General features: G+C 50.6%; 18 protein-coding genes. All 18 read right to left on the bottom strand.

The window, feature by feature from the left end; translation table 11 throughout:
* Nucleotides 1–16: 16 nt before the first annotated feature.
* On the bottom strand, nucleotides 17–1,465 hold the full coding sequence (proS, locus tag PRIO_RS19845; protein ID WP_020434085.1) for a proline--tRNA ligase: 1,449 nt from the start codon (nucleotides 1,463–1,465) through the stop codon (nucleotides 17–19).
* 36 nt (nucleotides 1,466–1,501) lie between these two features.
* On the bottom strand, nucleotides 1,502–2,776 hold the full coding sequence (gene rseP, locus PRIO_RS19850) for an RIP metalloprotease RseP (protein WP_046504304.1): 1,275 nt from the start codon (nucleotides 2,774–2,776) through the stop codon (nucleotides 1,502–1,504).
* A 148-nt stretch (nucleotides 2,777–2,924) separates the two neighbouring features.
* Nucleotides 2,925–4,064: a 1-deoxy-D-xylulose-5-phosphate reductoisomerase gene (locus PRIO_RS19855; protein ID WP_020434087.1), complete on the bottom strand. Its 1,140-nt coding sequence runs from the start codon at nucleotides 4,062–4,064 to the stop codon at nucleotides 2,925–2,927.
* Between the two features lie 21 nt (nucleotides 4,065–4,085).
* The gene (locus tag PRIO_RS19860; RefSeq protein ID WP_020434088.1) at nucleotides 4,086–4,889 is read right to left on the bottom strand and encodes a phosphatidate cytidylyltransferase; all 804 of its coding nucleotides are present in this window, start codon (nucleotides 4,887–4,889) and stop codon (nucleotides 4,086–4,088) included.
* A 21-nt stretch (nucleotides 4,890–4,910) separates the two neighbouring features.
* Nucleotides 4,911–5,681 (bottom strand): undecaprenyl pyrophosphate synthase, encoded by a 771-nt coding sequence (locus tag PRIO_RS19865; RefSeq protein WP_020434089.1) that lies wholly within the window; start codon nucleotides 5,679–5,681, stop codon nucleotides 4,911–4,913.
* Between the two features lie 78 nt (nucleotides 5,682–5,759).
* Nucleotides 5,760–6,314, bottom strand: coding sequence for a ribosome recycling factor (gene frr, locus PRIO_RS19870; protein ID WP_020434090.1), 555 nt, complete (start codon nucleotides 6,312–6,314; stop codon nucleotides 5,760–5,762).
* Nucleotides 6,314–7,042 carry a UMP kinase gene (gene pyrH / locus PRIO_RS19875; protein ID WP_020434091.1) on the bottom strand — a complete coding sequence of 243 codons (729 nt, stop codon included), beginning with the start codon at nucleotides 7,040–7,042 and terminating at the stop codon, nucleotides 6,314–6,316. Before pyrH ends, frr begins: the two co-directional genes overlap by 1 nt.
* Nucleotides 7,043–7,147: 105 nt before the next feature.
* Complete coding sequence (gene tsf, locus PRIO_RS19880) at nucleotides 7,148–7,798, bottom strand: translation elongation factor Ts (protein WP_020434092.1); 651 nt, start codon at nucleotides 7,796–7,798, stop codon at nucleotides 7,148–7,150.
* A 132-nt stretch (nucleotides 7,799–7,930) separates the two neighbouring features.
* Nucleotides 7,931–8,632, bottom strand: a complete 702-nt coding sequence (gene rpsB / locus PRIO_RS19885; RefSeq protein WP_020434093.1) for a 30S ribosomal protein S2 — start codon at nucleotides 8,630–8,632, stop codon at nucleotides 7,931–7,933.
* A gap of 199 nt (nucleotides 8,633–8,831) precedes the next feature.
* Nucleotides 8,832–9,479 (bottom strand): MltG/YceG/YrrL family protein, encoded by a 648-nt coding sequence (locus PRIO_RS33995; RefSeq protein WP_020434094.1) that lies wholly within the window; start codon nucleotides 9,477–9,479, stop codon nucleotides 8,832–8,834.
* Nucleotides 9,476–10,042, bottom strand: a complete 567-nt coding sequence (locus PRIO_RS19895) for a hypothetical protein (protein ID WP_020434095.1) — start codon at nucleotides 10,040–10,042, stop codon at nucleotides 9,476–9,478. The genes PRIO_RS33995 and PRIO_RS19895 overlap by 4 nt, the downstream gene beginning before the upstream one ends.
* 40 nt (nucleotides 10,043–10,082) lie before the next feature.
* Nucleotides 10,083–10,394, bottom strand: coding sequence for a hypothetical protein (locus PRIO_RS19900; protein WP_020434096.1), 312 nt, complete (start codon nucleotides 10,392–10,394; stop codon nucleotides 10,083–10,085).
* Between the two features lie 85 nt (nucleotides 10,395–10,479).
* Complete coding sequence (locus PRIO_RS19905) at nucleotides 10,480–11,883, bottom strand: flagellar assembly protein A (RefSeq protein ID WP_020434097.1); 1,404 nt, start codon at nucleotides 11,881–11,883, stop codon at nucleotides 10,480–10,482.
* Between the two features lie 30 nt (nucleotides 11,884–11,913).
* Entirely contained in the window at nucleotides 11,914–12,702 is a 789-nt protein-coding gene (locus tag PRIO_RS19910; protein WP_020434098.1) for a FliA/WhiG family RNA polymerase sigma factor, read from the bottom strand.
* Nucleotides 12,703–12,751: 49 nt separating this feature from the next.
* Nucleotides 12,752–13,168: a hypothetical protein gene (locus PRIO_RS19915; protein ID WP_020434099.1), complete on the bottom strand. Its 417-nt coding sequence runs from the start codon at nucleotides 13,166–13,168 to the stop codon at nucleotides 12,752–12,754.
* 2 nt (nucleotides 13,169–13,170) lie between these two features.
* Nucleotides 13,171–13,668, bottom strand: a complete 498-nt coding sequence (locus PRIO_RS19920) for a chemotaxis protein CheD (protein WP_020434100.1) — start codon at nucleotides 13,666–13,668, stop codon at nucleotides 13,171–13,173.
* Nucleotides 13,661–14,254, bottom strand: a complete 594-nt coding sequence (locus PRIO_RS19925; RefSeq protein ID WP_269847235.1) for a chemotaxis protein CheC — start codon at nucleotides 14,252–14,254, stop codon at nucleotides 13,661–13,663. Before PRIO_RS19925 ends, PRIO_RS19920 begins: the two co-directional genes overlap by 8 nt.
* Before the next feature lie 36 nt (nucleotides 14,255–14,290).
* A complete protein-coding gene (locus tag PRIO_RS19930; protein WP_020434102.1) occupies nucleotides 14,291–14,752 on the bottom strand; it encodes a chemotaxis protein CheW in 462 nt (153 codons plus the stop codon).
* Nucleotides 14,753–14,767: the final 15 nt, after the last annotated feature.

Consider the following 14,767-nt stretch of genomic DNA (forward strand, 5'->3'; position numbering starts at 1 on the left):
ACAATACAGAAGCAAATTAATAGGCTTTGGCAAAAACAACCGTATGCGCTGCCGGCTTGCCGCAGCAAATGCAGACTTGCTTGTTCTCTGCAGGGTTAAACGGAATGTTGCGGCTGGTTGCGCCGGTTTCTTCCTTGACCTTGGATTCGCATTCCTCGGAGCCGCACCAGCCTGCCAGCGCAAAGCCGCGTTTCTCTTCCATGGAAGCCTTCATTTCATCGAGCGTATCTACCGAATAAAAATGATCCTCACGGAATTTCAGCGCGCGCTCGAACATCTCGTTATGCACCTGCTCCAGCATCGCCTGCACTTCTTGCACCAGGTTCTCCTGCTGAATAACCTTCTTCTCACCGCTGATCCGCGAGACCAGCACACAAACGCCGTTCTCCATATCACGCGGCCCCAGCTCCAGACGGACTGGCACTCCGCGCATTTCGTACTCATTGAATTTCCAGCCCGGAGTCACATCTGCCCGGTCGTCCACACGCACCCGGATGCCTGCGCTTTTGAGCTCTTTGAACAGCTCATCCGTCCGGCCAATGACGGCGTCACGGGTTTTGGGAGGGCCGATCGGAATCATAATGACTTGAGTAGGCGCAACTTTAGGAGGCAGTGCAAGCCCGCGGTCATCACCGTGAACCATAATCATCGAACCGATCAGGCGTGTGCTTGTCCCCCAGGAAGTGGTATGTACATACTCAAGCACGTTGTCCCGGCTCAGATACTGGATTTCAAACGCAACCGCAAATTTGGTGCCCAGATAATGCGAGGTTCCGGCCTGAACGGCACGCCCGTCTTTCATCATCGCTTCAATGGAATACGTATCTACCGCACCGGCAAAACGTTCCGAAGGCGTCTTCTGGCCGGTAATGACCGGTATCGCCAGATAGCCTTCTACAAAATCACGGTAAATCTCCAGCATCTGCATCGTTTCTTCACGCGCTTCAGTCTCATTTTCATGGGCGGTGTGGCCTTCCTGCCAGAGAAACTCGCTCGTGCGGATGAAAGGCAGTGTCCGTTTCTCCCAGCGGACTACGTTGGCCCATTGGTTGATCAGGACCGGCAGATCCCGGTAAGACTGAATCCATTTGGAATACATATGGCCGATCATCGTTTCCGAAGTCGGACGGATCGCCAGACGTTCTTCCAATTGATCCCCGCCCGCTTCCGTTACCCAAGGCAGTTCGGGGTTGAAGCCTTCAATATGATCCTTTTCCTTCTGGAAAAAGCTCTCCGGAATGAACATTGGAAAATAAGCGTTCCGGTGCCCGGTCTCCTTGAAGCGGCGGTTCATTTCCTCCTGGATATGCTCCCAGATTTCAAATCCGTCCGGTTTGAACACTATACAGCCGCGGACCGGAGAGTAGTCCATCAAATCCGCTTTTTTGATTACATCAATATACCAGCGTGAGAAATCCTCGCCCTGCGGCGTGATCTCCGTAACGAACTGTTTATCTTTGGCCATTTCTTGAAATCCTCCTAATTTCGCCCCACAAAAAAATCAACCGCTGATGAGGCGCAATATATCATTATAAGTAACGGCAATCATCACGAGGAACAGCAGGGCAAAGCCCACAAAATGAACCATGCCTTCCCGGCTTGGATCGACCGGCTTGCCGCGCAGCGCCTCTACCCCCAGGAAGACGAGACGGCTTCCGTCCAGCGCCGGAATAGGCAGCAGATTGAATATTCCCAGGTACAGGCTAAGAATTGCCGCCCAATAGGTCAGATATTGAATCCCCTGCTGCGCAATCTGGCCGGTCATCTGGAATGTGCCTACAGGACCGGAGATGTCGTTCATGTTGAACTTGTTGATCAGCTGCTTGAATCCGATGAAGATCAGCTTGGTGGTATCCACCATAGCTGTGCCTGATTTGGTTATCGTCTCTCCAAAACCGGCTTTACGGGTAGGCAGTTCAGGGGTAATCCCTACTTTGCCGCCTTCTTCACCCTCCATGCTGCGGGGAATCATAGATACATTATAGGTTTCTTCGCCGCGCTGAAGGGTCCATTGCATTTCCTTGCCTTTGGACGCTGACGTCAGCGAAATCATCTTCTGATAATCCCCGCCAATTTTCTCCCCGTTTATGGATACGACGATATCACCCTTCTGCAGTCCGGCTTCTTCTGCCGGCATGTTCGCACTTACATCACCAATCTTCACATACGTAGGGTTTTCAATCTTAATTCCGGCCATTTGCAGATGGACAGCGAACAGTACAAAGGCCAGCAGGAAGTTCATCACCGGTCCGGCAAAAATCGCTATAGCGCGCTGACCCACCGTTTTGCTGCCAAACTGGCGGTCCTTGGGCGCAATCTGCGTCTGCTGGTTACCCTTGATCAGCATGGCTTGGGGATGAACATCATAGACAGTTACTTCCCCATCCACATCAAGGCGGATTTTCAATTCATTCTCCAGATCTGTATACTGCGCTTCCCCACGGATTACATTTCTGCGTGTATCGAGGGAATCCAGGTAAATGTTCTTGACTTTGTTATCTTGTCCGAGTCTTACGGCTATGGTCTGCCCGGGGCCAATCTCAATGATCTCCGGGTCTTCACCAGCCATCCGCGCATATCCCCCAAAGGGAAGCAGACGAAGGGTGAACTGAGTTTCATTGCGTTTATAAGAAAACAGTTTCGGGCCGAAACCGATAGCAAATTCCCGCACGAGAATACCGGCGCGTTTGGCAAAATAATAATGCCCCCACTCATGTACTGTTACCAGTACAAAGAACATAAGCACCGTTAAAAAAACGACTCTTACCATTTCCATGCGTAACTTTCCCCCTTTAGGTGTAAGACCGAAGTATGTCCTCTTAATTTATCATTATTCCAAGACCTTGCACAAGAGAATCACCAGCTCCAGCCTATTTTTCAGGGTAAAGCAAAGATTTCTGGTCTAAACCTTGATTTTCATGGTTTTATAGCTTGCCCGCGAGCTCACGGGCTGCCCGGTCACAGTCCTCAATTTGTTCCAGATTCGGATGGGCTGCCAGTTCATGATGCTGAAGCACTTCTTCAATAATCTCTTCAATCCGCAAAAAAGGAATTTCATCACGCAGGAAGCGGGCAACCGCGATTTCGTTAGCAGCATTAAACGCAGTGGTAGCTGTCCCGCCGGCCTTGCCGCACTCGATCGCAAGCTTCAAGGCCGGAAAACGCGCATAATCCATTTCCCGGAAAGTTAGGCGCTGAGCTTCTGCCAAAGACAGCCGTTTCGCCGGTGAAGCCCAGCGGTCCGGATAAGTGAGCGCATACTGGATAGGCACCCGCATATCCGGGTTGCCCAGCTGGGCAATAATACTGCTGTCCCGGAACTCCACGTAGGAATGGATAATGCTCTCCGGATGCAGCAGCACCTGAATCTGTTCATACGGCAGGCCAAACAGCCAGTGGGCTTCAATGACTTCCAGCCCTTTATTAACCATGGTGGCAGAATCAATCGTGATTTTGGCCCCCATGCTCCAGTTGGGATGGCGGAGCGCATCTGCAACCGTAACATGCTTCAGCTGATCCCGTGTATAGTCACGGAAAGAGCCGCCTGAAGCAGTAAGGGTGATGCAGGCAATGTCTTCACGGTTCTCACCGTTCAGACATTGAAATATAGCGGAATGCTCGCTGTCGACCGGCAGCAGTTGAACGCCTTTGCGTTCAGCCAGCTCTGTTACCAGATGTCCGGCTGTTACAAGCGTCTCCTTATTGGCAAGTCCAATATGACGTCCGGCTTCTATAGCCGCAAGCGTTGACCGCAGACCTACACTGCCCATCACGGCCGTCACAACGGTGTCCGCTTCGCCTCCGGCTGCAATCTCCACCATTCCTTCGTTTCCGCTGAACAGTTCAACGCCTGGCGGAAGACTGGACCTAATCTCCTCGGCCAGTTCTTTCGTGGACACAGAAACACGGCGCGGCTTGAAGCGCCGGACCTGTTCCAGGAGCAGGGCTGTATTGCTGCCTGCCGAGAGCCCGTCCACTTCGAAGGCATCCGGGTGCATGGCAATGACGTCCAGCGTCTGCGTGCCAATCGAACCCGTAGAGCCGAGAATACTTATTTTTTTCAAAGTAGAACCTTCTCCCTGTCGTTAATAGTAAGGCATAAGCATTACGATATGTACGAAAGGAAATACGATAATCCAGCTGTCGCAGCGGTCAAGAATCCCTCCATGACCAGGCAGCAGCGAGCCTGAATCCTTAATACCGTACACCCGTTTATAGGCTGACTGTACAAGATCTCCAAGCTGACCCAGAACCGCACATGAAAGCCCGATAAGCAGCGCGCGTCCAACAGTCAGCAGATCAGGAAAAAATAAGGCAAAGCAGGCGGCAATCAGAATGGAGATCAATACGCCTCCAAGCGCCCCCTCTACTGTTTTGTTGGGGCTGATTGCCGGCCACAGCTTGTTCCTGCCAAAGCTCCGGCCTACAAAATAGGCACCTGCATCACTTCCCCATATACAGCACAGCAGCAGGAAGGTCCAGATCACCCCATGCCCGTCACTTGCACCGCGGGCAATCGCCATATAGGAAAAACCCATTCCTATGTATACAATCCCAGTAAACATCAGAGCTGTTATTTTAATATCCTGCTTGTTCTTGCTGAATACAGTCACCAAGAGGAACAACAGCAGCAGTAGCCAAATCCCTTGTTCCCAAGACAACCATTCTCGAGCGCCCATTAAATCCCATGGGATCATAAAGCACATTATGGACAAATAACCTAACAAGGCGGTACCGCCGAAGGTTCTAGTGCCCGTCATTTTCACAAATTCATAATAGCCGATGAGCGCCATAGCTGTAAGCAGCAGCTGGTACGGCCAGCCTCCCCAAAAGCACAATCCCAAAAACACCGCTCCGGCAACAATTCCGGTAATCAATCGCTGCTTCAAAGGTTCCCATCTCCCATCAGGCTACTTCAGTCCACCATAACGGCGTGTGCGTCGCTGGTACTCCGCCACAGCCTGCAGCAAATGCGTTTTATCAAATTCCGGCCAGTAGGCATCGGTAAACCAAAATTCACTATAAGCAACCTGCCATAGCATAAAGTTGCTGAGACGCATCTCTCCGCTCGTACGGATCAAAAGATCCGGATCAGGCAGACCTGAGGTCATCAGCCTGTTGTCTATCAGTTCAGAAGTAATATCCTCCGGTGACAGTAAGCCCGCTTGAATATCCCGGCCCAATCCCCGCATGCAGTCTTCGATTTCTTTACGGGAGCCATAATTCAGCGCAAAATTTAATATAAGTCCTGTATTATGCTTGGTCCGGTCCACTGCCTCCTCCATCGCCTTTCGGGTATGGGCGGGCAGGGCATCGGTATCGCCCATCACACGCACCTGCACGTTTTTTTCGATAAGTTCATCCAGCTCCAGAGCCAAAAACTCCACTGGCAGACGCATCAAAAAGTCCACTTCTTCCTTCGGCCGTTTCCAGTTCTCAGTAGAGAAAGCGTACATGGTCAAGAACTCCACTCCCAGATCATTCGCAGCAATCGTGGTACGTTTGACTGCCTTCATCCCGTTCTGGTGCCCGACGATTCGCGGCAAGCCGCGCCGTTTTGCCCAGCGGCCATTCCCATCCATAATGACTGCGACATGCCGGGGGATGTTATCCGGTGAAATCTCGACTGGCTGCTCCTGCCTGTCTTTACGGCTCAGCCACGCTTGAATCCGTTTGATCATTTCCGTTTCCTCCAAGCTCTTATCAGAAAGAGACAAACCCCACCATAAACGGAGGGGCCTGAAGTCTCTTGAATTCCATTATACTTCCATAATCTCTTTTTCTTTGGCCAAGAGCACTTTATCAACTTCAGCTATGAACTTATCCGTTGACTTCTGAATGTCCTCCTGGTGCCCGTGGGATTCATCTTCCGAAATTCCGTTCTTCTCCATCTTCTTGATGTCATCATTGGCATCACGGCGGATGTTGCGGATAGCCACCTTGGCTTCCTCACCAAATTTCTTGGTGAATTTCACCAGTTCAGTGCGGCGTTCTTCGGTCAGCGGCGGAATGGATAGGCGGATAATTGTTCCGTCGTTCGCCGGAGTAATTCCGATATCCGATTTCAGGATCGCACGTTCGATATCGGACATCGAAGTTTTATCCCAAGGCTGAATCAGCAATGTCCGTGAATCCGGCGTGCTGATATTGGCCAGCTGGTTGATCGGGGTAGGCGCACCGTAATACTCAACTTGAATGCGGTCCAGAAGTGACGCTGAAGCGCGTCCCGCCCGCAGTGTCGCCAAATCGCGTTTTAGAGATAAAATCGCTTTTTCCATACGCTCTTCGGCATTTTTCTTCACCGATTGTGGCATTAATCTACACTCCCTTTAACAATCGTCCCGATCTTCTCACCGAGAACGACACGTTTGATATTGCCTTGCTCTGTTATAGCAAACACAATGAGCGGTATATTATTATCCATGCACAGAGAGGAAGCGGTGGAATCCATAACTCCAAGATTTTTGTTGAGCACTTCCATATACGTAAGCTGCTCGAATTTCACGGCGGTACTGTCTTTGAACGGGTCAGCGGAGTATACACCATCCACTTTATTCTTCGCCATGAGAATAACTTCCGCTTCGATTTCAGCTGCCCGCAGTGCTGCTGTCGTATCTGTAGAGAAGAACGGATTGCCCGTGCCCGCAGCAAAAATAACTACACGGCCCTTCTCCAAATGCCGTATCGCCCGGCGGCGAATGTAAGGTTCAGCAATCTGCTGCATAGCGATCGAAGTCTGGACCCGTGTCGGCACATCAATTTGCTCCAGGGCATCCTGCAAAGCAAGGGAGTTCATCACCGTCGCCAGCATCCCCATATAATCGGCTGTGGCCCGGTCAATGCCGCTTGCACTGCCTGCGATTCCACGCCAGATATTGCCTCCACCGCACACAATAGCAACCTGAACCCCTAGCTCAACGACTTCCTTGACCTGCTCCGCGATGGAAATAATCGTATCGGCGTCAATGCCATATCCGTTTTGACCTGCGAGAGATTCTCCGCTAACCTTAAGGACTACCCTCTTAAATACCGGCTGTTCCAATTGTATACCCTCACTTTCTTACAAAAGACGGAACACTACGTGTATGTGTTCCGCTCTTTTGATGCTTGCCATTATTCAATTCTGTAAGCTGTAGACCGTGTGCTGTTATTGATTGACTTGCGCCATAACTTCTTCTACAAAGTTGTCAACTTTCTTTTCCAGACCTTCGCCCAGCTCATATCGGACAAAGCGGCGGATGGAGATGTTTTCTCCGATTGTGCTGATTTTTTCGTTCAGCAGTTGGGAAATCGTTTTGTCTTGGTCTTTCACAAAGGTTTGTTCCAGCAGACAGTGTTCTTCGTAGAACTTGCTGATGCGGCCTTCCACCATTTTTTCAACGATTTTTTCAGGCTTGCCTTCGTTCAGCGCTTGAGCCTTCAGAATTTCTTTTTCTTTCTCTACAGCTTCAGCCGGCACTTCTTCACGACGAACATAAAGCGGGTTGGCTGCTGCGATCTGCATGGCGATATCACGGGCAAATTCCTTGAAGGAATCCGTTTTACCTACGAAGTCAGTTTCGCAGTTGATTTCCACAAGCACGCCAATGCGTCCGCCAGCGTGGATGTAAGATTCAACAACACCTTCGGTTGCAATACGTCCAGCTTTGTTAGCAGCTGCGGAAAGACCTTTTTCACGAAGCAATTCTGCTGCTTTGGTGATATCACCGTTAGCTTCTTCCAGCGCTTTTTTGCAATCCAGCATGCCAGCGCCAGTTCTTTCACGAAGTTCTTTTACTGCTTTTGCATCTACTGCCATTGTTAATTCCCTCCAGATAGTTGTCGTTATATTGCATTTTCAAGTCTATTATCCTAAAAAAAGGGCAGTGAGAGGTTATCCACCTGCCAACCACCCTTTTCATTTAAGTTCTTGTTAAGTCCCGGCTGCTGCTTAAGCTGTAGTTGTATCTTCGCCCTGGTGAGCTTCAACCACTGCGTCAGCCATTTTGCCAGTGAGCAATTTCACGGCGCGGATCGCGTCGTCATTACCCGGAATTACATAGTCGATTTCATCTGGATCACAGTTGGTATCAACGATAGCCACGATTGGGATACCCAGTTTGCGGGCTTCCGCAACAGCGATGCGCTCTTTACGCGGGTCAATGATGAACAGCGCGCTAGGCAGGCCTTTCATGTTTTTGATACCGCCCAGGAATTTTTCAAGACGATCTTTCTCTTTGCGGAGAAGGATAACTTCTTTCTTAGGCAGAACTGCGAAGGTACCGTCTTCTTCCCAAAGTTCCAATTTCTTCAGACGGTCAATCCGTTTCTGAATAGTCTGGAAGTTAGTCAGGGTACCACCCAGCCAACGTTGGTTAATGAAGAACATACCCGAACGTTCAGCTTCTTCTTTTACGGAATCCTGTGCTTGCTTCTTAGTTCCTACAAATAGGATTGTGCCGTTGTCGCCAGCGACGCTTTTTACAAAGTTGTAAGCTTCCTCTACCTTTTTGACTGTCTTTTGCAGGTCAATAATGTAAATTCCGTTTCTTTCAGTGAAGATATAACGATCCATCTTTGGATTCCAACGACGGGTCTGGTGACCGAAGTGAACCCCAGCTTCGAGAAGCTGTTTCATGGAGATTACTGCCATCTTCACACACCTCCTAGGTTTGGTTTATTGTGTGTCTCCTCCGCCACGTGTCATTTTCCTACAAGACTTTCTTCAGAAGAAAGCACCCCTTGTCGAAATCAACCGGCGTGTGTTTTAACACCGTTTATTACTATACCATATTCAAACAGCGTATGCAACGCTTCATGTTAATTTCTTAGGGGCCCTGCTACGCCTACGTTTACTTCACGGTAATCAGCTTGTCGATGATAGAATCGATGCTTTCTCCCTTTGTAAAGTTATAGCCGCCATACTGAATTTTTGTATTGATTTTACGGCTGATGGCGCTTTTGAGAAACTCTGCCTTATCCTTGATCACTCCAGCCTCAGCTAAAAGATCAGCGGTCCCGGAGAGCGTTGCTCCTGTAGGGACCTTGACGGAAATCCCGCCTGCTGCCGCCGGATCAGGCGTGGAGGGAGCTTGTACCGGCAGCTTCGTTGCCTGCGGTTTCACTGCGGCCGTGGTTTTTGGTGCAGCAGGTGCTGAAGGCTCCGCAGGTGTTACAGCAGCGGTTGGCTGTGAAGCAGCCTTGGGCGAAGCTGCAGGCGAGGCTTGCGGGGATGCAGAAGGTTTGGCGGAGCCTGCCGGAGCCGTTGCGGCCGGATTTTCCGCCGCAGCGGGATCTTTGCTCTGCTGATCCCCTTCTCCCTCTGCTGCCGGTGCATCAGCAGCCTTGTCGGTTACTGTCAGGTTCAGCTTGGCCGCTTCCTTGAGCAGTTGCTCTTTGGTCATAGGCGCGGCTCCGCCGGCGAGCATCAATTGAAGCAGCAACGCTCCGCTAATCAGTCCGGCACCAAGGCCAAGCATGAACGAGCGATTCTTGATCATACCGACTCCTCCTGCTTGGCCAGCTGCAGAATCAGCTGGACTTCTCCGCGCTGCAGACCTGCCGTCTTAGCAATAGAGTCAATAGATTTACCTTGCTCATGCATTTCGAACAACCGGGGATAACGCTGCTTGATCGAACTGACTGGTTTGGGTTTGGGAGCAGGCTCTTCGGTTAAAGGCTCCTTGACGCTCTGCTCCGCCGTCCCCGCAGCGCTGCCCTTGCCAAAGGCTGCTGACAGCTGGAGCAGGCTTTTTTCCTCGGCGGTCAGCCGGGCTTCCAGGAGCAGCGAGCTTTTTTGCAGTTCGGCCACCTGCTCCCGCAGACCGGCAATCTCCTCCTGGAGGGCAGCCCGGTTATTCTGGGACTGCTGCTTGATGCCGCTGACCAGCTGCAGCAAATTGTCATTATCACGCTCGATGTCTGCCATATACAGCTCAAGCGCGGCTTCGGTCTCTTTTAAACTTTGTCGGTCCGCTGTCTCGTTCTTGCTGCGGGCTGGCAGTCTCAGGGCATAGACGATAGCTACAGCGCCAACCAGCACGATGTATACCCATGGTTGCAAGTGCCTTATCTCCTTTTGCTGTTCAATTCAATACTGTCCATTATAGACTCAGGTCAATGCGGTGTCCCTTATAGGGATGCTCAGCATCGTGAGCGGTCTCCGTCTTTTGAGGTTTGGGCGGGGCAGAATGGCTGCCCGGCTGTTGGCCTCCGCCTCCATGATCGCGCAGAGCCGGTTCAGCGGATTCATCCACTTCACTGCTCCGCTGGGCGAGCTGTTCCGTCTGCTTCACATTCTGCCCGGCCAGCTGCTGCTGATCCAGAGCGGGACGATGCTGCAATCCGTTTTGAATTTTGCCTGCCTCCGTTGTCCGGGGCACAGCAATTTGGAGTTCCACCGGTTTCAGACTCATAATACCCTCTCCTCCACTGAAATGTCTGCAGCGCTAAGCATAGGAATCCTGTACCTCCGGTAAACCGCCACAGCTGGCCCAGGCTTTACAGGTTAGGCGTCATGGTTATATCACCGTCGCTGTAAATGAAGGTAACCCGTTCTGTCGGGTCCTTCACAAAGCGGGTATACCTGCCGATAACAATCTTAGAGCCTCCATAGATGGTTTTAATAACCTCAACTCTGGCTCTGCCGGTATCCTCCAGCATTCTCTCAATCTCAAGGACACGCTCTTTGATTTTTTTCTCCTCACGCATGTGGGATTGCTTGGTAGCGTTCAGCTTCACACGAAGAGCCACCTTGTCAGGAGAGAGTTGACCGTTGTTTGCAAGCTGGTTAAGCAAATACAAAGCTTTGTTGGTCTTATCCTCATTCTCCAGCAGATGGCGCAGTTCCTGGCGCAGTTCGTTGATCTCATTTCTAAGCTCAGGAACCACGCCTACCTCAATTGCTGTTGCTGTCGACATGGTGTTGCCGATGGTTCGCGCCACAACGCGTTCACCGGCCTGCACGATGCCCCCCACAATCAACCCCTTCGCACCATTGCACAGGACATCCCGGCCGGCCTTGATATTGGAATGCATCACGCTCTGTGTCACAATCACATCCTCGCCGGCGACTACATTCCCGTCCTGGATGAAGGAAACCTTCACATTTTTACCGGCGCTTACAAGACCTTTGTTGTATCCGATAATCCCTCCGGTAATTTCAATGGAGCCTCCGGAGATCAGCTCTGCTCCTTCAACCCCGCCTACCACACGGATATCTCCTGCAGATTTGACGGTGAAACCGGTCAGCACGTTCCCCCGGATCACAACTGTACCCACAAAATCAATGTTGCCTGTGCTGTAATCCACATCCCCATTGACTTCATAGACCGGAAAAACATTGATTTTGCCTTTGTCTGTCAAGGTTACAAGCCCATCAATTGCTGCATACATGGCCGTTTCTTCCTGATCGACCAGCACGTTCTTGCCTACTTTGAAATGAGCTTCTTTGCCTGGTCTGAACGGCAGTTCCTCCCCAGTAACCATCGTGCCGCTTTTTCCCGGTTCTGGCGGAATGATTTTGGCGATAATCTGGCCTTTCAGAACGTTATGGAGCCGCACCAGATCCTTGTAATCCACTTTCCCATCCGCCTTCTCCAGCGGTTTGCGGTCCTCTTCCAGATCGACAGTGAGTACTACTCTCCCGTCAGTACCGTTTACAGCAGGTTCACCTATTGCAATAGGCACCCTACTGAAAAAATACTCTTCTGGGTTGCTGCTGATGCGTTGAACGATGTCCCGCTGAATCCCGTAGCGAATGTTGTGACTGTGCAGGAAGCTTTCCAGATCTTCAACCGTACAGGAGAAATTTTCATCCTTCTTAGAAAACTGAAGGTAAGCAATCCCCTTATCCTCCGAAAAGTTGATACTAATATACTGGCTCAAAACATAATGACCGATCAATTTCTGCTCCCCCTTGTCACCGTCGCCCGGTTAGTCGTTTTGCATGAGAAGATCCCGGTTTTTCTCAAGTGTTCCTCTCAGCCGCAAAATAGCTTTGGAATGAAGCTGCGAAATCCGTGAAGGAGACAGTGACATCACCTCGGCGATCTCGCTCAATGACAAATCTTCATAATATAAAAGGGACACAACTGTCCGTTCTTTCACTGTTAATTTCTCGATGCCTTTGGTCAGGGTATCTCGTAGATAAAATTCATTAACTTTTCGATCCGGGTTCTTGGCTTTATCGTCCACTAATATGGACATACGGGTCTCTGATTCTTCTTCACGGATAGGATCCTCAAGCGAGCATAACGACATGACCGCCACATCCTGCAGCATATTTTGAAATTCCGGTTCCGTAATGTTCAAATACTGGCTCATTTCCTCGTCACTCACAGATCTCAAGTATTTCTGTTCCAGCTGCTGGTAGGCATCCTCGATTTTTTTGGCTTTTTCCCGCACCGATCTGGGAACCCAGTCACTTTGCCGCAACGAGTCAAGGATCGCTCCGCGCACACGCCAGGAAGCATAGGTCTGAAACTGGAGCCCCCGCTTGTAATCAAACTTCTCAATCGCGTCAATCAAGCCCATCACACCATTGCTGGCCAAATCGTCTTTGGATACATTCTTAGGCAGTCCAACTGCCAAACGGCTGGATACGTAGTCAACAATATGGAGATAACTCTCAATCAGCTTCTTTTTGGCTTCAGGATTCCCGTGCTCTTTCCACTGCTCCCAGAGCCCGTCAGTTTCAGATTGAGTAGCTTTATGCTCGTTCAACGGCTTTCACCCTTCCCAAAGTGTAGTCAGCGGGCCTAACAGAACCCGCTTATTCTTCTTTCAGGTGACGAACGGCCTTGGCCAATTCTTCAGGATCTTTCATAGAGACCAGCTTGGGAGGCTGCATCGGCGTAAATCCCTCCGCGTCTCCGCTTGCCTTATCCGGCTTTTGCTTTAGCAGATTGATTAATTCTTCATCCTGGGCCGGAGTGCTGATATCGAGATTGGAGCCAAGCTCCTCAGTCCCCTCGGCAGAGACTGTCTCACCGCTCTCCGTGGACCCGGATTGCTTAATAATAAAACCCAATACCCATCTTAGGAGGAAGGCAAGCAGAAACCAGACAATAAAACTAATAATTCCTCGAACAAGGCTGGTTCCCAGTAAGTTATGCCCATAATTGATAAGAAAGGTAAAGGCAAATCCAAGCAATCCGAACAACAGACTCAATAGAATTTTACCCTTCATGGCTATATTTCCTTCGTGCCTTTTTGAACACTGCGGATATACAATATCCCGGTGTTGCAGGCGATTTCTATAGTGCGGCCGAAGTTTCCGCCTGTATCCTCAGCGATGAGCGGTATCTTCAAGGCCTCAAGAGCAAGCTTGCAGGATTCCACATTACGAGGCCCGATCCTCATGGTGTCACTCCCCCCGGCAAAGGCGAACATCTGGGACCCTCCAGCCATTTTGGCTACAAGACGGCTCCGGACGGCGCCAAGCGCGAGCAAGCGGGATAATAGCTCCGGCAGTGCGGTGTCCGCAAATTTGGCGATGTTCATCTGTCCCTCCCGGGCAATTTCGGATGAGGGCAGCATCACATGTGCCATCCCCGCAAGCTTTTTCCCAGGATCGAACAAAGTAACTCCTACGCAGGAGCCGAGGCCTGTTGTACGAACCAGACTTTCCTCACTGCCTACGTTAAGATCCGCCATACCCACTTTAATAACGCTTTGCTCTTCAATCATTATCGAACGGTACTCCTAATGCTTTGAAGATTTTCGGGAAAGATTCCGGATCGGGTATAAGGAAAAATTGCCCTTCAATTTCGTTGTGCCCCTCAAGGAAAGTGGTATCGATCAGCAAAGCATCATCTCCCATTTGCCCGAACTGCAGCAGACCATAGCTTAGAATCGCCCCAGCCATATCCATCGCCAGCGCCGGTACGGTCGGATACATGGACAGCGAGGTAAAGTCCGCAAGAGAGGATAAATAAGAGCCAGCCAGAATGTTGCCGATTTCGTTCAGTGCCGACAGCTCCATCTCGCCCAATTCCCCATTGCCTGTGAGCTCAATCCCGGCTATCCGGCTAAGCAGGTTAATTGCAGCCTCCGGTGTCAGGATGAAAAACAGATTGCCCGGCGCTTCTCCTTCAACCCGGAGGAACACAGCATAGACCAGTTCTTCCGCCCCGCCGACCTTGTCCGTAATTTCTTCAAAATTAAGCAGCTGAACTTTGGGGACAGCCATGTCAATCGGTTTGCCCAGAAGCTGTGACAGCGCGGTGGCAGCGTTGCCGGCTCCTATATTACCGACCTCCTTGAGCACATCCATTTTAAAATCCTTGAAGTTTTTGAATAGCTCCACAGGTTAGCCCTCTAGACTTTCCAACTGCACAATTTCATTCTTGTTCAGCACTTCGGACAAGTTGAGCATGATGAGCAGACGGTCCTCTCCGATTTTGGCCACCCCGTCCAGATATTTCGCTTTGATGCCGCCCACTACATCCGGAGGGGTATCAATCGCATCCTGGTTCAAATCAATAACATCGTTGGCCGAATCTACAATAAAGCCTACTTCCATTTCGTTGACTGCTACGATAATGATACGGGTCTGGTCTGTGTGCTCTGCTTCTTCAATCCCGAACCGGCCGCGCAAATCAATAACCGGAATCACTACTCCCCGCAGATTGATAACCCCTTTGATAAAGGAATACGTCTTGGGTACACGGGTAATCGGCATCATGCGCTCGATTGTCTGCACCTTATCCACTTCGATACCGTATTCTTCAGTTCCGAGTTTAAACACAATCACCTTGATGTCTTCAGCCATGGAATGAACCTCCCT

Origin of the sequence: Paenibacillus riograndensis SBR5 (assembly GCF_000981585.1) — a bacterium.
Taxonomy (GTDB): domain Bacteria; phylum Bacillota; class Bacilli; order Paenibacillales; family Paenibacillaceae; genus Paenibacillus_AQ; species Paenibacillus_AQ riograndensis.